The organism is Dryocola mayonis (genome assembly GCF_051307045.1).
GTDB lineage: Bacteria > Pseudomonadota > Gammaproteobacteria > Enterobacterales > Enterobacteriaceae > Dryocola.
In genome coordinates this window covers 3,611,540-3,635,958 of record NZ_CP150452.1, presented here as the reverse complement: position 1 = coordinate 3,635,958, position 24,419 = coordinate 3,611,540, and the positions used below count along the sequence as shown (strand labels likewise).

At 57.0% G+C, this 24,419-nt stretch carries 19 protein-coding genes and 3 pseudogenes; 10 read left to right on the top strand and 12 right to left on the bottom strand.

Annotated features, from left to right (window positions below; genetic code table 11):
• From lsrD to lsrG, 4 genes are read left to right on the top strand one after another with little or no spacing between them, the layout of a single operon-like run.
• Entirely contained in the window at positions 1–1,008 is a 1,008-nt protein-coding gene (gene lsrD, locus WLO32_RS17585; RefSeq protein WP_435948332.1) for an autoinducer 2 ABC transporter permease LsrD, read from the top strand.
• A complete protein-coding gene (lsrB, locus tag WLO32_RS17580) occupies positions 1,005–2,024 on the top strand; it encodes an autoinducer 2 ABC transporter substrate-binding protein LsrB (RefSeq protein ID WP_435946302.1) in 1,020 nt (339 codons plus the stop codon). Before lsrD ends, lsrB begins: the two co-directional genes overlap by 4 nt.
• Positions 2,025–2,035: 11 nt before the next feature.
• Complete coding sequence (gene lsrF, locus WLO32_RS17575) at positions 2,036–2,926, top strand: 3-hydroxy-5-phosphonooxypentane-2,4-dione thiolase (RefSeq protein WP_435946300.1); 891 nt, start codon at positions 2,036–2,038, stop codon at positions 2,924–2,926.
• On the top strand, positions 2,923–3,216 hold the full coding sequence (lsrG, locus tag WLO32_RS17570; RefSeq protein ID WP_435946299.1) for a (4S)-4-hydroxy-5-phosphonooxypentane-2,3-dione isomerase: 294 nt from the start codon (positions 2,923–2,925) through the stop codon (positions 3,214–3,216). The genes lsrF and lsrG overlap by 4 nt, the downstream gene beginning before the upstream one ends.
• A gap of 38 nt (positions 3,217–3,254) precedes the next feature.
• On the opposite strand, the gene ygjG is transcribed toward lsrG, so the two are convergent.
• From ygjG to proP, 7 genes and pseudogenes are all read right to left on the bottom strand, one after another.
• On the bottom strand, positions 3,255–4,652 hold the full coding sequence (gene ygjG, locus WLO32_RS17565) for a putrescine aminotransferase (RefSeq protein WP_435946297.1): 1,398 nt from the start codon (positions 4,650–4,652) through the stop codon (positions 3,255–3,257).
• A gap of 229 nt (positions 4,653–4,881) precedes the next feature.
• Positions 4,882–5,604: an ABC transporter ATP-binding protein gene (locus WLO32_RS17560; RefSeq protein WP_435946296.1), complete on the bottom strand. Its 723-nt coding sequence runs from the start codon at positions 5,602–5,604 to the stop codon at positions 4,882–4,884.
• The gene (locus tag WLO32_RS17555) at positions 5,591–6,427 is read right to left on the bottom strand and encodes an ABC transporter ATP-binding protein (RefSeq protein WP_435946294.1); all 837 of its coding nucleotides are present in this window, start codon (positions 6,425–6,427) and stop codon (positions 5,591–5,593) included. Before WLO32_RS17555 ends, WLO32_RS17560 begins: the two co-directional genes overlap by 14 nt.
• Complete coding sequence (locus tag WLO32_RS17550; protein WP_435946292.1) at positions 6,420–7,253, bottom strand: ABC transporter permease; 834 nt, start codon at positions 7,251–7,253, stop codon at positions 6,420–6,422. Before WLO32_RS17550 ends, WLO32_RS17555 begins: the two co-directional genes overlap by 8 nt.
• Positions 7,253–8,297: pseudogene (locus WLO32_RS17545) on the bottom strand (ABC transporter permease). Before WLO32_RS17545 ends, WLO32_RS17550 begins: the two are co-directional and overlap by 1 nt.
• Before the next feature lie 111 nt (positions 8,298–8,408).
• A pseudogene (locus tag WLO32_RS17540) lies at positions 8,409–9,978 on the bottom strand (ABC transporter substrate-binding protein).
• A 193-nt stretch (positions 9,979–10,171) separates the two neighbouring features.
• Positions 10,172–11,678, bottom strand: a pseudogene (proP, locus tag WLO32_RS17535) (glycine betaine/L-proline transporter ProP).
• Positions 11,679–11,975: 297 nt separating this feature from the next.
• On the opposite strand from proP, the gene WLO32_RS17530 reads away from it, so the two are divergent.
• Both WLO32_RS17530 and WLO32_RS17525 read left to right on the top strand, forming a co-directional pair.
• Positions 11,976–13,496 carry a methyl-accepting chemotaxis protein gene (locus WLO32_RS17530; protein ID WP_435946290.1) on the top strand — a complete coding sequence of 507 codons (1,521 nt, stop codon included), beginning with the start codon at positions 11,976–11,978 and terminating at the stop codon, positions 13,494–13,496.
• A 122-nt stretch (positions 13,497–13,618) separates the two neighbouring features.
• The gene (locus tag WLO32_RS17525; protein ID WP_435946289.1) at positions 13,619–14,650 is read left to right on the top strand and encodes an NADP-dependent oxidoreductase; all 1,032 of its coding nucleotides are present in this window, start codon (positions 13,619–13,621) and stop codon (positions 14,648–14,650) included.
• Between the two features lie 23 nt (positions 14,651–14,673).
• On the opposite strand, the gene WLO32_RS17520 is transcribed toward WLO32_RS17525, so the two are convergent.
• The gene (locus WLO32_RS17520; RefSeq protein ID WP_435946287.1) at positions 14,674–15,687 is read right to left on the bottom strand and encodes a LacI family DNA-binding transcriptional regulator; all 1,014 of its coding nucleotides are present in this window, start codon (positions 15,685–15,687) and stop codon (positions 14,674–14,676) included.
• A 193-nt stretch (positions 15,688–15,880) separates the two neighbouring features.
• Here WLO32_RS17520 and ascF point away from each other — a divergent pair, with 193 nt between their 5' ends.
• A complete protein-coding gene (ascF, locus tag WLO32_RS17515) occupies positions 15,881–17,329 on the top strand; it encodes a PTS cellobiose/arbutin/salicin transporter subunit IIBC (RefSeq protein ID WP_435946285.1) in 1,449 nt (482 codons plus the stop codon).
• A gap of 20 nt (positions 17,330–17,349) precedes the next feature.
• Positions 17,350–18,780 (top strand): 6-phospho-beta-glucosidase, encoded by a 1,431-nt coding sequence (locus tag WLO32_RS17510; protein WP_435946284.1) that lies wholly within the window; start codon positions 17,350–17,352, stop codon positions 18,778–18,780.
• A gap of 58 nt (positions 18,781–18,838) precedes the next feature.
• On the opposite strand, the gene WLO32_RS17505 is transcribed toward WLO32_RS17510, so the two are convergent.
• Positions 18,839–19,594 (bottom strand): SDR family NAD(P)-dependent oxidoreductase, encoded by a 756-nt coding sequence (locus tag WLO32_RS17505; protein WP_435946283.1) that lies wholly within the window; start codon positions 19,592–19,594, stop codon positions 18,839–18,841.
• 144 nt (positions 19,595–19,738) lie between these two features.
• Here WLO32_RS17505 and WLO32_RS17500 point away from each other — a divergent pair, with 144 nt between their 5' ends.
• Entirely contained in the window at positions 19,739–20,434 is a 696-nt protein-coding gene (locus WLO32_RS17500; RefSeq protein WP_435946282.1) for a TetR/AcrR family transcriptional regulator, read from the top strand.
• Here WLO32_RS17500 and WLO32_RS17495 read toward each other — a convergent pair.
• A complete protein-coding gene (locus WLO32_RS17495; protein WP_435946281.1) occupies positions 20,385–21,251 on the bottom strand; it encodes an aldo/keto reductase family oxidoreductase in 867 nt (288 codons plus the stop codon). The genes WLO32_RS17500 and WLO32_RS17495 overlap by 50 nt on opposite strands.
• An 88-nt stretch (positions 21,252–21,339) precedes the next feature.
• Between WLO32_RS17495 and WLO32_RS17490 the strand changes: the two genes are divergently transcribed.
• A complete protein-coding gene (locus WLO32_RS17490) occupies positions 21,340–21,960 on the top strand; it encodes a TetR/AcrR family transcriptional regulator (protein ID WP_435946280.1) in 621 nt (206 codons plus the stop codon).
• Positions 21,961–22,070: 110 nt separating this feature from the next.
• Here the strand turns inward: WLO32_RS17490 and WLO32_RS17485 are convergent, their stop codons facing one another.
• Both WLO32_RS17485 and WLO32_RS17480 read right to left on the bottom strand, forming a co-directional pair.
• A complete protein-coding gene (locus tag WLO32_RS17485) occupies positions 22,071–23,129 on the bottom strand; it encodes an adenosylhomocysteinase (RefSeq protein ID WP_435948331.1) in 1,059 nt (352 codons plus the stop codon).
• 129 nt (positions 23,130–23,258) lie between these two features.
• Positions 23,259–23,807, bottom strand: a complete 549-nt coding sequence (locus tag WLO32_RS17480; protein WP_435946279.1) for a fimbrial protein — start codon at positions 23,805–23,807, stop codon at positions 23,259–23,261.
• Positions 23,808–24,419: the final 612 nt, after the last annotated feature.

The following is a 24,419-nucleotide window of genomic DNA, read 5'->3' as shown; positions in this document are numbered from 1 at the left end:
ATCAGGCTGAAACTTAACTGGGAAATCGCCCTGCTGCTGATTCTGGTGGCGGAGATCCTGCTGTTTGGCGCGGTGAATCCGCGCATGCTCGATATCAACATGCTGCTGTTCAGCACCAGCGATTTCATCTGCATTGGCATCGTGGCGCTGCCGTTAACGCTGGTGATCATCAGCGGCGGCATCGATATTTCGCTCGGCTCCACTATCGGCCTGTGCGCCATCGCGCTTGGCGTGATGCTGCAGGCGGGACTGCCCATTTCGCTGGCCGTTATTCTTACGCTCGCCGTCGGCCTGCTGTGCGGGTTGTTTAACGCCGCGCTCATTCACTACACCGGCATCAGCCCGCTGGTCATCACGCTCGGCACGCTTTATCTCTTCGGCGGCGGCGCGCTTTTGCTGTCCGGCATGGCGGGGGCGACGGGCTACGAAGGCATTGGCGGCTTCCCGGACGCCTTTACCGGTTTCGCTAACCTCACGCTGTTCGGCCTGCCGGTTCCGCTGGTGATGTTCGCGGTGATCACCCTGCTGTTCTGGCTGCTGACCCATCGCGGCCGTTTTGGCCGCCATATCTTTTTAATTGGGCAAAACCCGCGGGCGGCGCGTTATGCCGCGCTGCCGGTGAACGGCTCGCTGTACGGCGTATACGGCATGGTGGGGCTGGCTTCGGCCATCGCCGCCGTCGTGCTGGTTTCTTATTTCGGCTCGGCGCGTTCGGATTTGGGGCGCGATTTGCTGATGCCGGCCCTGACCGCCGCCGTGCTTGGCGGCGCGAATATCTACGGCGGTTCCGGGTCGATACTGGGCACCGCGCTGGCGGCGCTGCTGGTGGGGTATCTGCAACAGGGTTTACAGATGGTTGGCGTGCCTAATCAGGTATCAAGCGCGTTATCAGGCGCGCTGTTGATTTTGGTGGTCATTGGTCGTTCGGTGAGTTTGCACCGCGATTATCTTCAGGCGGCATGGCGTCGCCTGCGCGGGCATAAGAAAACTAACGGGAGTTTGATATGAAGCAGACAGCAAAACGCGCCCTGCGGCTCGGCGCATGGGCTTTAGCCTTTGGGGTTGTCGCCGCTCAGGCCGCCGATCGTATCGCCTTTATCCCCAAACTGGTGGGCGTGGGCTTCTTTACCAGCGGCGGCAACGGTGCCATGCAGGCGGGCAAAGATCTCGGCGTGCCGGTCACCTACGACGGGCCGACCGAGCCGAGCGTCTCCGGGCAGGTGCAGCTTATCAATAACTTCGTCAATCAGGGCTATAACGCGATTATCGTGTCCGCGGTTTCGCCAGACGGCCTGTGTCCGGCGCTTAAACGCGCCATGCAGCGCGGCGTCAAAGTGCTGACGTGGGACTCCGACACCAGGCCGGAATGCCGCAGTATTTACATCAACCAGGGCACGCCGCAGCAGCTTGGCGGCATGCTGGTCGAGATGGCGGCAAAACAGGTGACGAAACCCGCGGCTAAAGTCGCTTTCTTCTACTCCAGCCCGACCGTCACCGACCAGAACCAGTGGGTGAAAGAGGCAAAAGCGAAGATCGCCAAAGATCATCCGCAGTGGCAGATCGTTACCACGCAGTTTGGCTATAACGACGCTACGAAATCCCTGCAGACGGCGGAAGGGATCCTGAAGGCGTATCCGGATCTTGACGCTATTATCGCGCCGGACGCCAACGCGTTGCCCGCTGCGGCGCAGGCGGCTGAAAACCTCAAACGGACCGACGTCGCCATTGTCGGCTTCAGCACGCCAAACGTCATGCGTCCCTATGTTGAGCGCGGCACGGTGAAAGCCTTTGGCCTGTGGGATGTGGTGCAGCAGGGGCAAATTGCGGTCAACGTCGCCAATACCATGCTGACAAAAGGCGATCTCAACGTGGGCGACAGCGTCGAGGTGGCGAAGATTGGCACGCTGAAGGTCGAACCCAACAGCGTGCAGGGCTATCAGTATGAGGCTAAGGGCAACGGCATAGTGCTGCTGCCGGAGCGCGTGGTATTCACTAAAGAAAACATCGGCAAATACGACTTCTGAGGGAGGAAATAATGGCAGATCTTGACGATATCAAAGAAGGCAAGGACTTTGGGTTGGGCCGCCCGCAGGAGAACAAAGCTTTTTATCTGAAGGGCAGCGGCGCGCTGGACTGGGGCATGCAGTCCCGGCTGGCGCGAATCTTTAATCCAGATACCGGCCGCACCGTGATGCTGGCGTTCGACCACGGGTATTTCCAGGGCCCGACCACCGGCCTTGAACGGATCGATTTATCCATCGCGCCGCTGTATGAAGAAACCGATGTGCTGATGTGCACGCGCGGCATTCTGCGCAGCGTTGTGCCACCGGCGACCAATAAGCCCGTCGTACTGCGGGCGTCGGGTGGGAATTCGATTCTCAGCGAGCTGTCGCGGGAAAGCGTGGCGGTGACGATGGAGGATGCGCTGCGCCTCAATGCCTGCGCGGTGGCGGCACAGATTTATATCGGCAGCGAGTACGAGCATCAGTCGATCAACAATATCATCAGGCTGGTGGACGAAGGCACGCGCTATGGCATCCCAACCCTTGCCGTCACCGGCGTCGGCAAAGAGATGGCGCGTGACGCGCGCTATTTCTCGCTGGCCAGCCGCATCGCCGCAGAAATCGGCGCGCAGTTTGTGAAAACCTATTTTGTAGAGGAAGGCTTTGAGAAAGTGGCCGCAAGCTGCCCGGTGCCGATCGTCATCGCCGGCGGCAAAAAACTGCCGGAGCAGGAGGCGCTGGAGATGTGCTTCCGGGCTATCGATCAGGGCGCGTCCGGCGTGGATATGGGGCGCAATATCTTCCAGTCCGAGGCGCCGCTCGCCATGCTCAAAGCGGTGAAAAAAGTGGTGCATGAAAAGCTGTCCGCCCGCGAAGCCTATCAGTTCTGGCTGGATGAAAAACAGCGGGGAGGCCGGGCATGAACGTCACGCTGGTAGAAATTAATATTAAACCCGAACGGGTTGACGAGTTTCTGGACGTATTTCGCGCAAACCATGAAGGCTCAATCAGGGAACCGGGAAACCTGCGCTTTGACGTGCTGCAGGATCCGGAGGTCGCAACGCGGTTTTTTATCTATGAGGCTTATGAGAACGACGAAGCGGTGCTGGCGCACAAGAAAACGCCGCACTATCTGGCGTGCGTGGAAAAGCTCGACGAGATGATGTCGCAGCCGCGTAAGAAACGGAATTTTATCGGGTTATTGCCTGCCTAAAAAAGCTCCGGGCACGTTAGCTAACGTGCCCGGAGAGTTTATTGCACGGTATTTTCAACGCTTTCACCTGCGGTTACCTGTAAGCTTTCCAGCGCCTTCCTTGCGCAGCCCAGCACGTGTTCACACTGTTCAACGGTGAGGGTCAGCGGCGGCTCGATGCGAATGGTTTTCGCATTGTTGAGCGTGCCGGCGACCAGCACCTGCTGGCGGAACATTTCGCTGGCGAAGTTATAGCCGATTTCGTTATCGCTAAACTCAATGGCTATCAGCAGGCCCTGTCCACGCGCTTCCACAACCATTTCCGGGAACTCGCGAGCGAGGGCCTGGAAACCATCTACCAGAATCTGTCCTTTTTGCGCGGCCTGAGCCGGAAGATTCTCCTCAAGCAGGACGTGAATGGTCGCCAGCGCCGCGGCGCAGGCCAGCGGATTGCCGCCGAAGGTGGTGGTGTGCAGGAAAGGATTATCAAAAAGCACCGAGAAAACTTCTTCCGTGGCGACCGTCGCCCCAATCGGCATTACGCCGCCGCCGAGCGCCTTGGCGAGGCATAAAATATCCGGCTGCACGTTTTCATGCTCGCAGGCGAACATCTTGCCGGTGCGGCCCATGCCGGTTTGTACTTCGTCAAAAATAAGCAGCGCGCCGAACTCATCGCAAAGCTTACGAACCGCTGGCAGGTAGCCCGCCGGTGGCAAAATAACGCCGCCTTCGCCCTGGATGGGTTCCAGAATTAAGGCTGCGACATCATCGCCGGTTTTGCGGCATTCGTTGAACGCTGCGCGTAACGCGTCGATATTGCCGAACGGAACGTGACGGAAGCCCGGAAGCAGCGGCATAAACGGCTTGCGAAACGCGGCTTTTGCCGTAGCGGACAGCGCCCCGAGGGATTTACCGTGAAACGCGCCGCTGGCGGCAATAAAGGTAAATTTCCCACGTGGCGACTGATAGGCCTTCGCGAGCTTAAGCGCCGCTTCGACCGATTCCGTACCGCTGTTGCTAAAGAAGCTGTATTTAAGTTTACCAGGCGTAAGCGTCGCGAGCGTTTTGGCTAGCATTGCCCGTAGCGGGTCGAGAAGCTCCTGACTGTGCAGGGGTTGTTTTTCGAGCTGATGCTGTACGGCGGAAACCACTGTTGGATTACGGTGCCCCACGTTAAAAATGCCGAACCCGCCCAGGCAATCGAGGTACTCCTTACCCTGGGTGTCGACAAGCGTATTCAGGCTGCTCGCTTGCCACTCTACGGCTCCGTAATCCCCGCCGGCGGTCACAGACTTGCGATACTCAAGAAAACCTGGATTAACATGCTGCTGGAAACTATCGATAACCTCTCGGTTTAATGCCTTCATCTCCTCATGGCTAAGTGACTTCTTTTCGATGATGTTCAGTGCATGCGCCGTGCAGGCAAGAGCCGAGGCGCTGGTAGGTAACCTGTTCAAAATATGCTCCTGGGAGTGGCGTATCACGCGATACACAAAATAAGTATTGCAGGGAATGCGCCATTTCGCCGTCCGCAGGAGAAATCAGGATAAACGCCGGGCGAAACGCGGGTTGCTCAATAATTAATCGCACCGGAGAGGGTTTGGCGCAGTTAAATGCTGGCAGAAAAGGGCGGCGGGAAGAGTTGTTAACAGGCGGCTGCACCATAATAATGCAGCCGCCCCCTCGTTATGCGGCGTCCATCCGGTGCTCGCCCCGCGCCAGGGCCGCGCGATTGTACTCGTGCCGGATGCTGCCTCCTGCCATATAAGCCGCGCGGTCAGACATATGCGCTATCACGTCCGCGTCGTGGCTGACCAGCAGATAGGTCATGCCAAACTGCTGTTTCAGGCGGTTTAGCAGGTTAAGAATTTCGGCCTGGACTGACATATCCAGCGCCGATGTGGGTTCATCCAGCAGCAGGATTTTTGGCCGCAGCAGCAACGCGCGGGCAATGGCAACGCGCTGGCGCTGGCCGCCGGAGAGCTGATGCGGATAGCGCCTTGCCGCGTCGGCCGGTAATCCAACCTGCCTGAGCGCCTCTTCAACGCGTGCGGGAATTTGCGTTTCCTTATGGATAGCCAGCGGTTCGGCGAGGGTGCGATAAAGCGTATGGTTAGGATGCAAAGAGGCGTAAGGATCCTGAAACACCATCTGCACGTTGCGCCGCAGCGCGCCCTGAAACCGCACGCCCGGCTGGATGGCTGCGCCCATAAGTTTAACTTCACCCTGCCATTCACGCTGTAATCCCGCCAGCACCCGCAGGATGGTCGATTTTCCGCAACCCGATGCGCCAATCAAACTGAAGGTCTCGCCCTCGTTAATGGCAAAGCTTGCGCTGCTGACCGCGGTCTTAACCTGGCTTTTCGCGGCAAACTGTACGCGCAGATTTTTTACCTCAACGATCGTCATGGGTGTCTCCGTGCAGATTCTGAGTGCGGTCAAGCGTAGGCAGCATCATGCCGTAGGTGGCGGCATCGGGACGGCAGGTCCACAGCGTGCGGGTATAGGGATGGGCGGCGGTGGAGAGGGCGCCCGCTGCCATCTCATCGACTTTTTGTCCCTGATACATCACCAGCACGCGCTGGCAGTGCCGGGCCACCAGCGGTAAATCGTGGCTAATCAGCAGCATGGCCATCTGACGCTGCTCGCACTGCTCCACCAGCAGTTCAAGGATCTGATTGCGCAGGCGCGCATCCAGCGCTGAGGTTGGCTCATCGGCAATCAGCACTTTTGGATTGTTGATCAGCGCGATGGCTATCATTACGCGCTGCCCCATCCCGCCTGAAAGCTCCGCCGGGTAGCGGGCCAGCACGTTGTCCTGCAAGCCTACGGCGTTAATAGCCTCGCGGATTCTTTCCCTGCGCTGCCCGGCAGACAGGCTCTGGTGCAGGCGCAAAGCCTCATCAATCTGCTGGGCGACGTTTTTCACCGGGTTTAGCGCGTAGCGCGGGTCCTGTAAAACCATGGCGATATCGTTGCCGCGCAGACGCCGCCAGTCCCGGTTTTTCATACTCAGCAGGTTATTGTCCAGAACGTTAAGCCGCCCGGCGCTGACCTTGCCCGGCCTGCGCACCAGCCCCATCAACGCTCTTGCGGTCATGGATTTACCCGAGCCGGATTCACCTACCAGCGCCAGCCGTTCATTGCCAAGCTGAAACGAAAGGTTATTCACGACGCGCGCGCCGGGATAGTCGATATTTAAATTGTGGACCTCAATGCGTTTCTCAGTCATGTCCCGGCTCCATTACGTCGCGTAATCCGTCGCCCAGCAGGTTAAACGCAAGGCTTGCTATCAGAATGGCGGTGCCGGGGATTGCCGCAAGCCACCATTGATCGAAAATGACCTGCATGCCGTCGGCGATCATCGCGCCCCATTCCGCCATTGGCGGGCGGGCGCCAAGGCCGAGAAATCCTAAGCCGGCGGCCGCCAGAATAATTCCCGCGAGGTCAAGGGCAAGGCGCACTATTGCCGAAGGCAGGCACAGGGGAAGGATATGCCCGACAAGCAAACGCAGGCCGCGGATGCCCATCATTTCTGCCGCGGCGAGATAATCGCTGTGGCGCAGGCGTTGAATTTCGCTGCGGGCCTGGCGCGCATAGGCCGGCCAGGTCGTCAGCGCCAGCGCCAGCGCGCCGTTTACCAGCCCCGGCCCGAGCATGGCCACAAAAGCGAACGCCAGGATCAGACGCGGCATCGACATCACCACGTCGGTAAAGCGCATCAGCACGCGCTCCAGCCATCCGCCGTAATAACCGGAAAGAATGCCGATCAGCAGCCCGGCCGGCAAAGTTATCGCCGTCACCAGCAAAACCAGACTGAGCGCGGGGCGTGCACCATACAGCAGCCGCGACAGCAGATCGCGGCCGTAGCTGTCGGTACCGAGCCAGTGCTGCGCGTTGGGCGCTTGCAGACGAGCGGCGGCATCCTGCCAGTTGGGATCGAACGGCGCGAGCAGCGGGGCGAACAGGGCCACCAGCACCAGCAGCGTGATAATGGTCAGGCCGAAAAGCGCGGCGGGCGAGCGCAGCATACGGCGTAAAAAGAGATAAGCCGGCATCAGCGCACCCTCGGGTCAGTGACACGCACCAGCACGTCAGTCAGGTTGTTGATAATAACGAAGGACACGCCAATCAGCAGCGTGCCGCCCATAATGGCGGTGGTGTCGCCGGCAAACAGCGCGGTCGTTAAATAGCGGCCGATACCCGGCCAGGAAAAGACGGTTTCCGTGAGCACCGCGCCTTCCAGCATGGAGGTGTAGGCCAGCGCGATGACCGTCAACAGCGTGCCGCGGATATTGGGCAGCACGTGCCGTATCAGGATGGTCATTTCACCCGCGCCTTTGGCGCGCGCAAGGGTAATGTACTCTTTGTTCATCTCGCTCAGGCAGGCCGTACGCGTCAGCCGCGTAATGCTGGCCAGCGAATAGCAGGCGAGAAGAAGCACCGGCAGAACGAGGTGGTTAACGGCGTTGAAAAAGGCGTCGCGATCGCCGGAAAGCCAGGTATCAATCAGTACGAATCCGGTTTTCGCCTCCACGCTGTACTGGTAAATATCGTCGAGCCGCCCGGGCCCGGCGCTCCATTGCCAACGCGCGTAAAACAGCGCCAGCATCAGCAGGCCAAGCCAGAAGATCGGTACAGAGTTACCGAGCAGGGTAAATGTGCGCACCGCCAGATCCCACGGCGAGCCAACGAAGCGCGCGCAGAGAACGCCGAAAACCACCCCCAGCACGCTGCCGATAATCAGCGCAAGGGTAGCGAGTTCAAGCGTGGCGGGAAACGCAGCAAGTAAATCCTGCAGTACGGGCTGTCCGGTAGCGCTGGCGATGCCTAAATCGCCGTGGGGCCAGCTGCGTCAGGTAGTGCCAGAATTGTACGGGCAGCGGCCGGTCTAAACCGAGCTGATGACGCACCTGATCGTAGGTGGCCTGGCTTGCGTGATCGCCTACGATTTGCAGCACGCGATCGACCGGCGAAAGCGCCGAAAGAGCAAAGGTGATAAGCAGCAGGCCGACGAGCGTCAGCGCCAGGGTAAACAAGCCCTGCAATAAAGTCAGCAGCGGACGGCTAAGACGTGCGGATGTGGGTGAGACGAGGGACATTTGTAGCTCTTAACTTTATGGAGCGGGTAGGGTGGATAAGCCAGGCGCCATCCACCAGCCGTTAAGCAGCGGGCAGCTTTTTCGCTTACCCGCCCTCAGCGATGCGTGGGATTACTTACTCACGCGATCGTAATACACCATATCCGCATTCAGCCCCTGCTGGTAGCCCTTCACATTTTCGCGGACCACGATCTGAGTTTTGCCCTGATCGATAAACACATACGGAGAACTGCGCTGCAGCTCCTGCTGGATATTCTTATACAGATCCAGGCGCTTAGCCGGATCGGCTTGCGCTACGGCGGCCAGCGTTTGCTTGTTTAACTCCGGAATTTGCCAGCCGTTCAGGCCAGCTACGGTGCTCGCTTTGCCGTCGTTAAAGGCAAAGGCGCTGGCGTTGGAGTGGGCGTCGAAATAGTCCGGGATCCACAGGCGAATCGCGGCCTGGTGCTGCCTGGCACGAACGCGTGCGTATACCTGGCTGCCCGCCGCCGGCAGCAGATCGACCCTCACGCCGCCCTGGGCAAAGCTTGCCTGCATGGACTGGGCGAGGGTGATAAACGGCGGTTTATTTTCCACATCCAGCGTGAAATGGGCGTCTTTAATGCCCGCTTTGGCGAGGATTTCTTTCGCTTTGGCCGGATCGAATTTAAACGGGTTGTTATCCAGCGCCCCGGCAAAACCGACCGGCAGGAAGCTTTGATGCACAAAATACTGCCCCTTCAGCAGGTCTTTGGTGATGCCTTCGTAATCCACCAGATAGCGCGCCGCTTCCCACAGCGCCGGGTTTTTCAACAGCGGGTTAGCGCCGTTGCCGACGTTGAACACCATGTAGTTCTGCTCGGCGGAAGGAATGCTCAGCACCTTCACGCCGGCTTTGCCTTCCAGAGCGCTGGTTTGATCCGCGCCCAGATCGCGGGCGATATCCGCGTCGCCCTGCTGAATAAGCAGGCGGCGGGCCGCCGGGTCCGGCACGTTTTTAATAATGATGTTTTTAACTTTTGGCGCGTCGCCCGGAGACGTTGGGTTGGCGTCCAGCACTATCGCCTGGTGCGGCTGGTAAACGCGCATTTTGAACGGGCCCGCTGCCGGCGGAGTGCATTTTCAGCCACTCGTTGCCGAAGTCGCCGCCTTTGGCATTCGGCGCGACGGCTTTTTCATCGACGATGGAAGCAATCGGCGTGGAGAGAATATTCAGGGCGACCGCCGGGCTGACGTCTGCGGTCCAGTGCAGCTCAAGGGTGCGATCGTCCACTTTTTTCAACTGGGCCGCGATGTTATCCGGCTGCCAGCCCAGCACGTTAAGAATAAAGGCCGGGGATTTGTTCAGCGTCACCGCGCGGGTGTAGGAGAAGATTACATCTTCCGGGCGCAGCGGGTTGCCGGAGGAAAATTTGGCGTCCGGGCGCAGTTTGACGGTCAGCTTTTTATTAGCGGCGTCGCCCTGCCAGCTTTCTGCCAGCACCGGGATGACTTTTGCCGGGTCTTCACGGTCGGCCTGCACCAGACGCTGATACAGGCTCGGCACGGTCTGAATACTGGAAAGCTCGTTAGCTTCGGCCGGGTCGAGGCTGACGATATCGTCCAGCCCCTGGGCCACGACTAAGGTATTCGGCGGTGTGGCGGCAAAACTGCCCGCGGATAACGCGGCCAGCAGCAGTAACGGCAGAACTTTTTTTTGCATGATGCACCCTGCGTAAAAGGAAGGATTATTATCGATTGTTATTTTCTGACCTGGCTACGTTAGGCGACCGGGGAGTATTCACAAAGTACAAAAATGACTTTGCTTATAAATATAAGGCATATCCAATAACCTGCGGGAATGTCGGAAACAAAAACGCCGGGCGATTGCCCGGCGCTGCTGGCGCTTAACGAGATTATTCGTTGATGTGCGGATGCTGCTGTACGAGGTTGCTACGTTTTGCCTGCAGGGCTTCAATCTCACGATCCAGGTCTTCGATTTTCTGCTCGATGTTATCGTGATGCTCCTGCACGATTTCACGCGCCTCGGCGATATCGGAAGCGGCAGGCGTCGCCCCTTTCAGCGGCTTGTTGGCGGTCTCTTTCATCGTCAGGCCGGTCACCAGGCCGATAATGGCGATAACCATCAGATAGTAGGCCGGCATCATCAGGTTTTCGGTCGATTCCACCAGCCAGGCCGCGAGCGTAGGCGTCAGGCCGGCAACCAGCACGGAAATATTAAACGCGCTCGCCAGCGCGCTGTAGCGGATATGCGTCGGGAACATGGCCGGCAGGGTTGAGGCCATAACGCCGGTAAAGGCGTTGAGGATCACCGCCAGAATCAGCAGGCCGGCAAATATCAATCCCAGCACGTTGCTGTTAATCAGTATGAAGGCGGGAAGAGAAAATATCAGCAGCGCCACGCTACCGAAGAGGATAAACGGACGACGGCCGTAACGGTCGCTCAGCATGCCAATTACCGGCTGCACAAACAGCATGCCGATCATAATGGCGATGATTATCAGCACGCCATGCTCTTCGGAATAATGCAGGTTGTGGGAAAGGTAGCTTGGCATATAGGTAAGCAGCATGTAATAGGTCACGTTGGTGGAGATAACGATCCCGATACAGGTCAGCAGGCTACGCCAGTGCTTGGTGGCAATCTCTTTAAAAGAGACTTTAGGCCCTTCGGCGAGGCCTTCTTTATCGCCCTGTTCCAGCTTGTCGATGTGCTGCTGGAACGCCGGCGTCTCTTCAAGCGCGTGGCGCAGGTACAGGCCGATAATCCCCAGCGGCAGCGCCAGGAAGAACGGCAGACGCCAGCCCCATGCCAGGAAGTTAGCTTCCCCGACGATGGCGGTAATCAGCACGACAACGCCCGCGCCGCAGACGAAACCGGCAATGGAGCCGAAGTCGAGCCAGCTGCCCATAAACCCGCGTTTACGGTCCGGAGAGTATTCGGCCACGAAGATAGAAGCGCCCGTGTATTCGCCGCCCACCGAGAAACCCTGCGCCATTTTTGCAAGCAGCAACAGGATTGGCGCCCAGATACCTATCGTCGCGTACGACGGGATCAGGCCAATACAGAAGGTGCTCAATGACATGATGATGATGGTTATCGACAGGATTTTCTGGCGGGCCGTATTTGTCGCCCAGCATGCCGAAGAACAAACCGCCGAGAGGACGGATCAGGAAGGGAACGGAGAAGGTCCCGAGCGCGGCGATCATCTGCACGCTTGGGCTGGCATCCGGGAAGAAGACCTTACCCAGAGCGTAAGCAACGAAGCCATACACGCCGAAATCAAACCATTCCATCGCATTGCCCAGCGAGGCTGCGGTAATGGCTTTTTTCAGGCGGCTGTCGTCAATGATGGTAACGTCACTGACCTTAATAGGCCTGACTTTCTTTTTCCTTTTTAACATTCTTATCCTCTTTGTTTTCCTTGCGGGAGCAACTTTGCCTCCCTCACTAAGTGTAGTGGGCCCGCGACGATGCGATAGCCGGAACTGTAGCACTTAGCCGCACTACGAAATTTCTGATAATAACCCAATGAAATTATTAGCAAATATCGTTCCACGAAGAAGCCATTATAAATACTACGGCTAATTTGAGAAGTGTGATCTTTGTCAAGTTTAACCGTTAAAGTTAATTCATGCAGCGCCGAAATAACATGAAGAAAGAAAAATTAACATTTGGATCACCTGCATAACGGAGTTGCTATGTCTGCCCCCGCTTCTGTCACCCGGCATGAATTTTTGCTCGATGACGATACCACCCTGATGTCCACCACCGATCTGCAAAGCTACATGACCCACGCCAACGACACTTTTGTGCACGTCAGCGGCTATCAGCTGCACGAGCTTATCGGCGCCCCGCATAATCTTGTGCGTCATCCGGATATGCCAAAAGCGGCTTTTGCCGACATGTGGTTTACCCTCCAGCAGGGCGAGCCCTGGACCGGCATCGTGAAAAACCGTCGTAAAAATGGCGATCACTACTGGGTCCGCGCCAACGCTATCCCGGTGGTGCGCCAGGGTAAAACCACCGGCTATATGTCGATTCGCACCAGGGCGACGGCAGAAGAGGTGGCCGCGGCAGAACCTTTATATAAAGCCTTAAACGAAGGACGAGCGAACCGACGTTTATTTAAAGGGCTGGTGCTGCGTAAAGGCTGGTTTGGCAAGCTGCCGACCATGTCCCTGCGCTGGCGCATCCGGGCAATGATGACGGGGCTATTTGCCGTATTGATGATCGCAGCCGGGGCTTCAGGGCAAAGCATACCTCTGGCGGTGATTAGCGCGCTGGCGACTGTGCTGGCCTGCGGTTTGCTGGAGTGGCAAATCGCTCGTCCACTGGAAAACGTCGCGCGGCAGGCGCTGGAGGTGGCAACGGGGAACCGCCAGAAAATAGAGCATCTTGCGCGCACCGATGAGTTAGGCATGACGCTTCGCGCCATCGGCCAGCTTGGTTTGATGTGCCGCTGGCTGATAAATGATGTCAGCCATCAGGTCGAGAGCGTGCGCAGCGGCAGCGAAACGATGGCCAAAGGCAATGACGAGCTCAACGAGCGCACGCGACAGTCGGTGAGCAACGTGCAGCAGACGGTCACCACCATGAATCAGATGGCCGCCTCGGTGCAGAACAACTCCGAAACCGCCGCGGCGGCAGACAAACTTTCAAGCTCGGCGAGCGATGCCGCGGCACACGGCGGGCGGGCCATGGAAACCGTCGTCACCACCATGGATGATATAGCCGACAGCACCCAGCGCATCGGCTCTATTACCAGCCTGATTAACGATATCGCGTTCCAGACGAATATCCTGGCGCTCAACGCCGCGGTGGAAGCGGCCCGTGCCGGCGAGCAGGGCAAAGGCTTCGCCGTGGTGGCCGGAGAGGTGCGAAGCCTGGCAAGCCGCAGCGCGGCGGCGGCCAACGATATTCGCAAGCTGATCGACGCCAGCGCCAGCAAGGTGCAGTCCGGCACCGTTCAGGTCCACGAGGCGGGACGCACCATGCAGAATATCGTCTCCCAGGTGCAGAACGTCACGCAGCTGCTGGGGCAAATCAGCCAGGCGACGTCGGAACAGGCGGGGGGACTGTCAGAGTTAACCCAGGCGGTGTCGGAGCTGGACGCGATAACCCGCAAAAATGCCGATCTGGTGGAGGAGGGCGCGCACGTCTCGGCAATGGTGAAACACCGGGCTGCACGGCTTGAGGATGCGGTATCGGTGCTGCATTAATGGCATCGCTTAATCGGCGGATGGCGCTTACGCTTATCCACCCTACAATCTCTTTAGCAAAGCAGGTCGGGCAGGCGTAGCGCCACCCGACACTTATCTTTACGCATGTTATGGAGATCGTTATGACGCAGTCGTCCGCTATTAATCGCCGCTTTGTGCTGGCGAAACGCCCGCAGGGCATGCCAACTCATGAAGATATCGTCCTCAAGGAAGAGGATGTTCCGCAGCCCGGCAAAGGCCAGATGCTGTTACGCACGCTGTATCTTTCACTGGACCCGTATATGCGCGGGCGCATGGATGACGCCGAGTCGTACTCCGCCCCGCTGGCAATCGGCGACGTTATCGTCGGCGGAACCGTCTGCCGGGTTGAGAAATCCGAACATCCCGATTATCAGCAGGGCGATCTGGTGCTGGCCTATACCGGCTGGCAGGATTATGCGCTCAGTGACGGCGAAGGGCTGCAAAAGCTGGACGCTGATATGAGCCACCCGTCTTACGCGCTTGGCCTGCTGGGCATGCCCGGCTTTACCGGCTATATGGGGCTGACCGATATCGGTAATCCGCAAAAAGGTGAAACCGTGGTTGTGGCGGCGGCCAGCGGCGCGGTTGGCTCCGTCGTCGGCCAGGTGGCGAAAATACGCGGCGCCAGAATAGTAGGCATTGCTGGCGGCGAGGATAAATGCCGCTACGTTACCGAAACGCTTAAGTTCGACGCCTGCGTCGATCACAAGGCTGCGGACTTTGCGCAACAGCTTAAAAAGGCCTGTCCGCAGGGCATCGACGTTTATTTCGAAAACGTCGGCGGGGCGGTATTCGATGCGGTTTTGCCGCTGCTTAACAGCAAAGCGCGCGTGCCGGTCTGCGGCGTGATAAGCCAGTACAACGGGCAGAACAGCGCTTTTAGCGAGGATCGTTTGCCGCTGCTGATGGGCAAAATCCTCAAAAAACGCCTGCGCGTGCAGGGCTTTATCATCTTCCAGGACTACGGCGACCGTTATCCGGAGTTCTTTAAGCAGATGAGCCAGTGGCTTGGCGAAGGTAAAATTCAGTTCCGCGAGGATATAGTCGACGGCCTGGAAAACGCCGTTGAGGCGTTCCGCGGGCTGCTGAGCGGCAAAAACTTCGGTAAGCTGATTGTGAAAGTCGCCGGGTAAAAAGGCGCCAAGCGCCGGGCCTTTTATTTAAAAGGCCCGTTGCCTACGGAATCCCGCACCAGCAGATCTGATGTGAAAATATTATCTCGCGGCAGATAGCCGCCATCGAGCATGAAAATTAAACGGTTAATGACTTCGCCCATCATTTCGCTGACCGGATCTTTTACGCTCGAAAGGGAAGGCGTTAAATAAGGCGCGGTAGGAATATTGTCAAAACCAATAACGGATACTTGTTCCGGCACCTTAATACCGGCTTCATTTAATTTTTTTATCGCTCCTACGGCCATATCGTCGTTGCTTGCCAGCACGGCGCTGAACGCTGCTTCATTTTTTAACAGGGATTCCAGCGCCTTAAAACCGCAGGCCGGCGTCCATTTTCCCGGTACGATAAGGCCGTCCCGCACGGCTATGCCAGAGGTTTTCAGCGCTTCTTTGTAGCCCGAAAGCCGCTCGATTGCCGTGGGCGAGTCCAACGATCCCGTGATAAAAGCTATTTCCCGGTGGCCGTTTTCAATAAGATATTTCGTGGCCCTGAAGCTGGCGCCTTTATGATCGCAACAGATACAGTGGCTGTGGTGTTTTCTCAGCTTTCGGTTTACCACCATAATAGGCTGCCGGTGCTGCTCAATAATGTCGTCCATTTCATCGATGGTTAAAAAACGCGGATAGATAATTATCGCATCGCACTGCAGATCCAGCAGAAACTGTATCGCCTCCCGTTCTTCCCGGGCGCTGTGTTTGCCGTCCATAAGAATAAGCTGGCGGCCGTTGTCTTCTAATTTTTTCGCCGCCTGGGTGAGAATTTCACTGAAGTAGCTGCCGTTATACAGCGTATTGGTCACCACCAGGCCAATGCACTGGGAAGTATTGCTCGCCAGGTTTCTTGCCAGCAGGTTAGGGCGATAGCCGGTTTCTGCAATAGCCTGATAAACCTGCTTTTTTGTCTCCTCGCTCACGTATCCTTTACCGGACAGCACCCGGGAAACGGTGGCTTTTGAGACGCCCGCTTTTTTTGCCACTTCCAGCATTGTCGACATAAGAGGTTCCTGACTTCCTGAGATGGGCTTCATTCTACACGCAGGGTTTAAGCCGGCAAAATCAGCGTCATTCCGCCTTTTATGCCGATCGTTATCACAAAAAAAGAACAAGAAAAAAATTTTAGTTGATCTGAATATCCAGTGTTAACACTCTTATGTGGAACCGGTTACCTACCTCTGAGAACTGTTACCCATGTCTAAAAATTATGCGGCAGTAGCAAGATCGATAGTCGACGCCCTCGGCGGAGCCAGCAACATCGCGGCCGTCACCCACTGCATGACCCGCTTACGCTTTGTGCTTAACGATGATTCCGTCGTCGACGCCGGAAAACTGAAAGCCATTAGCGGCGTGCTTGGCGTGGTCAGAAACGAAAACCAGTGCCAGGTGATTATCGGCAACACGGTTTCACAGGCTTACGCTGAAGTGCTCAAGCTGCTGCCCGCAGGTGCGATTGCCGAAAAAACCGCGCCTGAGAAAGGCAGGATCACCTTAAAACGAATCGGGGCGGGCATTCTTGACGCGCTGATCGGCACCATGTCGCCGCTGATCCCGGCGATCATCGGCGGGTCGATGGTGAAACTGCTCGCCATGATCCTCGATATGACCGGCGTATTTGGAAAAGAATCATCCACGCTGATTATCCTTAACGTGATTGGCGACGGCGCCTTCTTCTTCCTGCCGGTGATGGTCGCGGCGTCCGCTGCGGTCAAATTTAAAACCAATATGTCGCTGGCTATCGCCATCGCCGGCGTGCTGGTGCACCCGAACTTTATTGACCTGATGGCTAAAGCGGCGCAGGGTCAGCCCGTTGAATTTATGGGGCTTTCCGTCACGGCGGTGAAATACACCTATACGGTTATCCCGGCGCTGGTGATGACCTGGCTGCTTTCGTACATTGAGCGCTGGGTCGATAAAATCACGCCTGCGGTGACGAAAAACTTCCTGAAGCCGATGCTGATCGTGCTGATTTCCGCCCCCATCGCCATCATGCTCATCGGCCCGCTGGGGATCTGGATCGGCAGCGGCATCTCCGCGCTGGTTTATACCGTGCACAGCTATCTGGGCTGGCTGTCCGTGGCGATCATGGGCGGACTGTGGCCGCTGCTGGTCATGACCGGCATGCACCGCGTCTTCACCCCAACCATCATTCAGACCATCGCCGAAACCGGCAAAGAGGGCATGGTTATGCCGTCAGAAATTGGCGCTAACCTCTCCCTCGGCGGTTCATCGCTTGCGGTGGCCTGGAAAACTAAAAACCCGGAGCTGCGCCAGACGGCCCTTGCCGCAGCGGCCTCGGCCATCGTGGCCGGAATTTCAGAGCCCGCGCTTTACGGCGTCGCCGTGCGTCTGAAGCGCCCGCTTATCGCGGCGCTGATCAGCGGCTTTGTCTGCGGCGGCGTCGCGGGCGTGGCGGGGCTGGCAAGCCATTCCATGGCCTCGCCGGGGCTGTTCACCAGCGTGCAGTTCTTCGATCCCTCAAACCCGATGACCATCGCCTGGGTGTTTGGCGTGATGGTGCTCGCCGTCGTGCTCTCCTTCATCCTCACCCTGGCGCTGGGATTTGAAGACATTCCGGTCGAGCAAGCCGAAAACGAAGAGACGCCTGTTGCTGCCGCGCAGCAAGCTGTAAAAGTTAACTAATGAAGAACAAGAGGTATTTCATGGCTGAGTCAATTTTCCCGGCGGATTTTTTATGGGGCGGGGCGCTTGCGGCAAACCAGGCCGAGGGAGCATATCTTGAAGGCGGTAAGGGCCTCACGACCGTAGATATGATCCCGCACGGCAAAGATCGCCTGGCGGTAAAGCTGGGTCAGGAAAAACGTTTTGCCCTGCGCGACGATGAGTTTTATCCAAGCCATCAGGCTATCGATTTTTACCACCGCTATAAGGAGGATATCGCCCTGATGGCGGAAATGGGCTTTACCGTCCTGCGCACATCTATTGCCTGGAGCCGCATCTTCCCGAACGGCGATGAGCAGCAGCCAAACGCGCAAGGTATCGCTTTCTACCGCGACGTGTTCAACGAGTGCAAAAAGCACGGCATTGAGCCGCTGGTCACGCTTTGCCACTTCGACGTGCCGATGCATCTGGTTCGTGAATACGGTTCCTGGCGCAACCGCAAAATGGTTGAGTTCTTCGCTCATTACGCCCGCACCTGCTTTGAAGCCTTTGACGGGCTGGTGAAATACTGGCTGACGTTTAATGAAATCAATATCCTGCTGCACAGCCCGTTCTCCGGCGCCGGGCTGGTCTTTGAGAAGGACGACAACCAGGAGCAGGTGAAATACCAGGCCGCGCACCACGAGCTGATCGCCAGCGCGTGGGCGACGAAAATCGCCCACGAGGTGAATCCTGCAAACCAGGTCGGCTGCATGCTGGCGGGCGGAAACTTCTATCCATGGTCGTGCAAGCCACAGGACGTGTGGGCCGCGCTGGAAAAAGATCGCGAGAACCTGTTCTTTATCGACGTGCAGGCGCGCGGCGCCTATCCGTCCTACACCAGGCGCTTATTTAAAGAAAAAGGCATAGCTATTGCGATGGAGCCGGGCGACGCGGAGATCCTGAAAAACACCGTCGATTTTGTCTCCTTTAGCTATTACGCCTCCCGCTGCGCGTCGGCCGAAATGAACGAGCAGAACACCAACGCGGCGAACATCGTCAAATCATTGAAGAACCCGCATATTCAGGCCAGCGAATGGGGCTGGGGCATCGATCCGCTGGGCCTGCGTATTACCATGAACATGATGTACGACCGCTATCAGAAGCCGCTGTTCCTCGTGGAAAACGGCCTTGGCGCGAAGGACGAAATCAACGCGCAGGGCGAAATTAACGACGACTACCGCATCAGCTATCTGCGCGAGCACATTTCGGCGATGGCCGAGGCGATTGAAGACGGCATTCCGGTGATGGGCTACACCTCCTGGGGCTGCATCGATCTGGTTTCCGCTTCGACGGGGGAGATGAGCAAACGCTACGGCTTTGTGTATGTCGATCGTGACGATCGCGGCAACGGCACGCTGGCGCGCACCCGCAAGAAATCGTTCTGGTGGTATAAGAAGGTTATTGCCAGCAACGGGGCGGATCTGGAATAGGCCGCAGAGCATAGCCGGCAATAAAAGCGGCGTTTGTGCTACAAACGCCGCGTAATAATCAGGCCTGATAGCCGCCGCTTATATCGAGAACGGCGCCCGTGATATACCCGGCCTCCGGGCCGACGAGGAAGGCGATGGAGGCGGCCACTTCTTCCAGCGTGGCGATACGCGCGATGGACAGGGTGTCTGTCAGGCCTGGAGGGAGCACTTCACCGGCCGCGGCGGCCATATCGGTAGGCATAATGCCGGGCTGCACCACGTTAACCGTGATATTGCGCGGCCCCAGATCGCGTGAAGCGCCTTTCGCATAGCCGACCAGCGCAGCCTTGGTGGCGGAGTATTCCGTGACCGTAGGAAAGGCCACGCGTCCGCCAAGGCCCGATCCGACAAACACAATGCGCCCGCCGTCGGTAATTTTTTGCGCCGCGGCGCGCGTCAGCGCCACAACGCCCAGCACGTTAACCCGCCACTGGCGGTCAAGCTCGGCAAAATCCGCCTCGGGATCGTCAATGCGATGGCCCTGCACGGCAATGGCGGCGTTGTTGACCAGGATATCCAGCTTGCCGAAATGGCTGATAACGGTATCGACCAGAGATTGCGCGGCAAAGGGATCGCCCTGATCGTTTTGTATCGCCAGCGCCCGCACGCCTTTTTGCTGCAGCGTTTGCGCCACCGCGGCGGCCTTTTCCCCTGATGCGACATAGCTGAATGCCACATCCGCGCCCAGCTCCGCCAGCCTGACGGCGATGGCTGCGCCCAGTCCGCGCGATCCGCCCGTCACCAGGGCGACTTTACCTGCCAGAGTTTTGTTCATAAAACCTTCTCCTGCTCGTGAGGAATAGTTGGTTATTTGCGTAAGGTGCGACATAAGATAACGATCATTACAGTAATGATCGTTATTGAAATTGACAAGCGCTTTTTTTCCCCATTTAATAACGGACGTTATCGAAAGGGGGAAATGATGGGACGCCATCGCGAATTTAATATCGACGACGCGCTGGATGCGGCGGTGAAAGTGTTCTGGGAAAAGGGCTATGAAGGCACCTCCTATGACGATCTTACCCGCGCTACGGGCGTGAAACGTCCGGGGCTGTATGCGACCTTTGGCAATAAAGAGGCGCTGTTTCAAAAGGTGATTGAGCGTTACACCCAGCGCTATCTGCGCCATATGACCGATGCGCTTTCTGAACCCACCTCCCGAAAAATGGCCGAGCATGTACTTTACGGCACGGTGAGGATGGTGACCTGCGACCCTTTGCATCGCGGCTGCCTGGGAATTAACGGCGCGCTCGCCTGTTCGACGGACGCCGAGCCGATAAGAGAGATGCTTATTCGTTGCCGGGCGCAGGGAGAAGCGAGGCTGCGTCAGAGGCTTGAGCAATACCAAAAAGACGGAGATTTGCCCGAGTCCGCGGACTGTGCGGCGCTGGCCCGCTTACCTGGTTACGGTGAACTACGGGATTTCAGTGCAGGCAAAAGCAGGCGTTTGCCAACCGCAGCTGCTGGCGGTGGTGGAACAGGCTCTGGCAGGATGGCCGGCTGCGCCCGGCGAGAAATAGCATACGGCAGCTATGTTTCTGCCGTATGGGGCGCAGGCAAAAACGTTATTCCACGATCTTATTTAGCGCTTCCAGTGCCTCCTGCGGCAGCATAAGTTCGGCCGCCGCCAGGTTCTGGCGCAGGTGCGTAACCGAAGAGGTGCCGGGGATCGGCAGAATATTCGGCGATCGGCGCAGCAGCCATGCCAGCGCCACCTGCATAGACGTGGCTCCCAGCTGGTCTGCTACCGCCTGCAGCGCCGATGACTGGAGCGGCGAAAAGCCGCCGAGCGGGAAAAACGGCACGTATGCTATCTGCTGGCGGGCAAGCTCATCGATCAGCGCGTCATCTTTGCGGTGCACGATATTGTACATATTCTGCACGCAGACCACGCGGACGGTTTTTTGCGCTTCGGCAAGCTGGGCGGGCGTGACGTTGCTCAGGCCGATATGCCGTATCAGCCCCTGATGCTGTAATTCTGCAAGCGTTGCCACCTGCTCTTCTATTGACCCTTCCACCGGCTCGCCCATGCCGAACATAATGCGTAAATTGACGACGTCCAGCACCTCCAGCCGCAGGTTACGCAGGTTATCGTGCACCGCCTGCGTCAGCTCCCGCGCGGAAAAGGCGGGCAGCCAGGAGCCGTCATCACCACGTTTCGCACCGACTTTGGTGACGATAGTCAGATCGTCCCGGTAAGGATGCAGGGCTTCACAAATAAGCTGGTTGGTAACGTGCGGGCCGTAAAAATCGCTGGTATCAATATGGTTAACGCCCGCGGCTACCGCTTCGCGCAGCACCGCCAGCGCGGCATTTCTGTCTTGCGGAGGGCCAAATACGCCAGGGCCTGCAAGCTGCATGGCGCCATAGCCCAGGCGTTTTACCCTACGCGAACCCAATGTGAAGGTGCCACTTTGATCGATAGCTGCCATTCGTGCCTCACTTATTGATTAATCGATTGCTAAGAAGTACAAGTATATGAAGCATCCTTCAGGTTTAGAATTCGCATTCGGGCGCGCCATGACAGACTTACTGAAGCCACGAAAAACGCCGGTTCAGGCACGATCTGCCGCGACCGTTGCGGCTTTACACACCGCAACCATTCAGGTTTTGACCCGGGAAGGGCTGAGCCGCTGCACCACTACGCGAGTTGCCGGCCGGGCCGGAATATCGGTGGGCAGCCTGTACCAGTATTATCCCAACCGGGACGTTTTGCTGGCGGCGGTGCTGGAGCAGCACCTGGGCGAGGTGGTTTCTGCGGTTGAGGCCGCCTGCCAGCAAGGCAGGAATCTACCCGTGACGGATATGGCTTCCTTGCTGGTAACGGCCTTTCTGGCCGCTAAGCTGCGCGATCCGCAGGAGTCAAAAGCGCTGTACGCGGTAGCGGGGGAAAGGGACGGCGCAAGGCTGGTCGCCATGATGCACGGCAGGCTGGTTACCGCGGTGGCAGGGATGTTGTCAACCGCCACGGATGCCGCTTTTGCTGATCCTGGCGTTACCGCCACTATTGCGCTGGGAGCGCTTGTCGGGCCGGTGAGGACATTACTGGAGGGGCTGGCTGAACCCGGTTTTGAAGCCTGCCTTGCGCAACAGCTGACGCTGTTGTTACAGGGGTATCTGCAGGCGTCATCGGTTCTCTGAGCCTGCGTGAGTCAACTCTGGCACAGGGTACCCGACGATAGCAAAAGCCGCTTCCTGAGAAGCGGCTTAATTATATCTTCGTCCCGCCATGCTGTTGTTAATCCATGTGATTACAACGCTTTTTCCCAGACGGCCTGCGGCAGTAAATAGACCGCCTTTTCTGCCTGCTGGCCTGCGGTGACAATATGGTTGATGCCGCTTGCCATCACGGCGAGGGTGACGTCAAAGGCGTTCAGGCTGTCGCCAAAGCCGGCGGTCAGGTTCAGCATGGAGCCGTTCGCCATCAGGTAGAGCGTTTTGCCGTTCAGCCGGTAGGCGTTAATAAACGGCATCACTTCTTCATTCGGGAACGGCTTTAAGTATTCGCAGTCGATCTCTTCGGCGACGTGGCCGACGTTGAGCACGAACACGCCGTCTTTCGCTTTATCCAGCACGGCCGCGCTAACGACTTTTCTCGCGCCGGTTGCGGTGGCGACCACGTCGGTTGCGGCAATCACGTCGTCGATATTCACCACGTGCCAGCCGTCGTAGGCTGCCTGTAAACGACGGGCGGGGTCGAGTTCGGCAACCATCACCTGTCCGCCATAGGCTTTTGCCGCAGCGGCAACGCCCTGGCCTACTAGGCCGTAGCCAATCACCAGCACTTTCTTTTCATGCAGCGTCAGATGGGTGGTCTGGAAGAAGGTTTGCCAGGCGGTCAGCCCCACCATATGGCGGTTGTGCAGCCCTTCTTTTACCGGCAAATCGTCCCAGTTAAAAATAGGGTAGCCGGGCTGTAGGTCCGCAAGCCGGTTTACGCCAGAACCGGTTGCTTCCAGACAGGCGACAACGTCGCCGAACTCGCCGCGCTGATGCAGCAGGGTGGTGATATCCGCCCCCATTTCGCACAGGTGGGTGGGGCGCCAGGCAATCGCTTTTTCCCATGAGTCATGCCAGGCGGCATCGCTCATATTGCGCCATGCGCAGGCTTCGGCGCCCGCTGCGACCAGGTAAGCGACGACCTCATCCTGCACGGTCGTCGGGTTGCAGGTGGTCAGAAAGACTTTGGCCTTCTTCTCCAGCAGGCCTTCTACCAAAGGGATCATCTTCAGGTCGAGATGCATGTTGCAGGCCAGCCGTACGTGGCCTAAGTCCGGCAGCGCCTGCACCTGCCTGAGGGTACGAACCATATGGCGGCGGGACCATGCGATTTCTCTTTTAAAAATTTCGCTTTGGGCGTTCACAGAAATTCCTTATTTATTGTTTTTAATTGTTTTTTTAAAGCAAGCAGCGGCTTTTTCATGATTTTTAAATTAAACCTATTTAAATGTCACCGTCAACGTTGCCGTAGCGCTGTATTCGCCTGTCTGCGGCGAGTCGCTCGTCCAGATAAATCCGGCGTAATAATTATGGGTCAACTGCTCGCCGCCGCTACCGATAGTGCCGAACGTCTGTGGCGCATTCAGCGGGATAAGCGGTTGCAAGGCGCTATTTTCAGAAATAACAAACCCAAATCCGCTGTTGGCGGCGGGCATAATGATGTTGCCATCCTTGACCGGATTATTAGAGCTTAAGGTCAACAACAGCGTCTCGCCGTCGCAGCTTTTGCCGCCGGCTTCCCGGGTCAGATCAACCAGCACGCTAAAGGGTTTAATCTGCTCTACGCGTCCGGGAAGGGCCCTGCCGATATTGTTGATGCCGAAGTCAAGGGTATCCGGCACCAGCGTGACGCGGGGCGTGCAGCCAAGAAAAGTGATTTTATCGAGGCCGGTGATATAAAGGTTGAAGTTACCGTCATTGCCGCCGCTGCCCCCGCGCAGGCCGCCCACGCCATCTACCTGGAACAGCGACAGGTTAATATTGCCCATGACCTTTCCATCAGAAGACGCAGGGAATTTTCAATCAAGCATAAAAGTTTGTATTTAAAAATGTTTATGCAAAATATTCAGGCTGATTATATACGGTTTTGCATAAACACTTCGTTAAGCTTAGCTGTGAACACATATATCGTCTGCGGTTTCTTTATTAACATTATTTGCGGCAAACACCATTTCATGCAAGTAAGAATATAAGCGTTTAGCTGATAATTATCCTAAGAAAAAACGCACGAAAAATCATTTTCAAAAAATAAACTTTAAAAATCAGCCGAGTAAAGTGAGGGGTAATTCACCGGTAAAACCTGCTCAGGAAACGAACTGTACCTGTTGTTGATCTGGCGCAATTTATAAAAGCCATAATTTATTTAAATATGCGGTATTTTATTTTTGTTGCGAAAGTTCGCTAATTGAGACTTTTATGAGGTGTTGTAATCGAAAGAAATCAAGTTAACTATCCGATGTTAAGTTTTTCTGCGGATGATAGAACTGCGTGGGCTTATACAGAACGGCTCGCTATCTCTGCGTTAACATTTAATCTTTTCATTCATCAGGGCCGGGAAACTATCACGGCTGGTTAACTGCTTCATCAGGCTGAATAGGGGG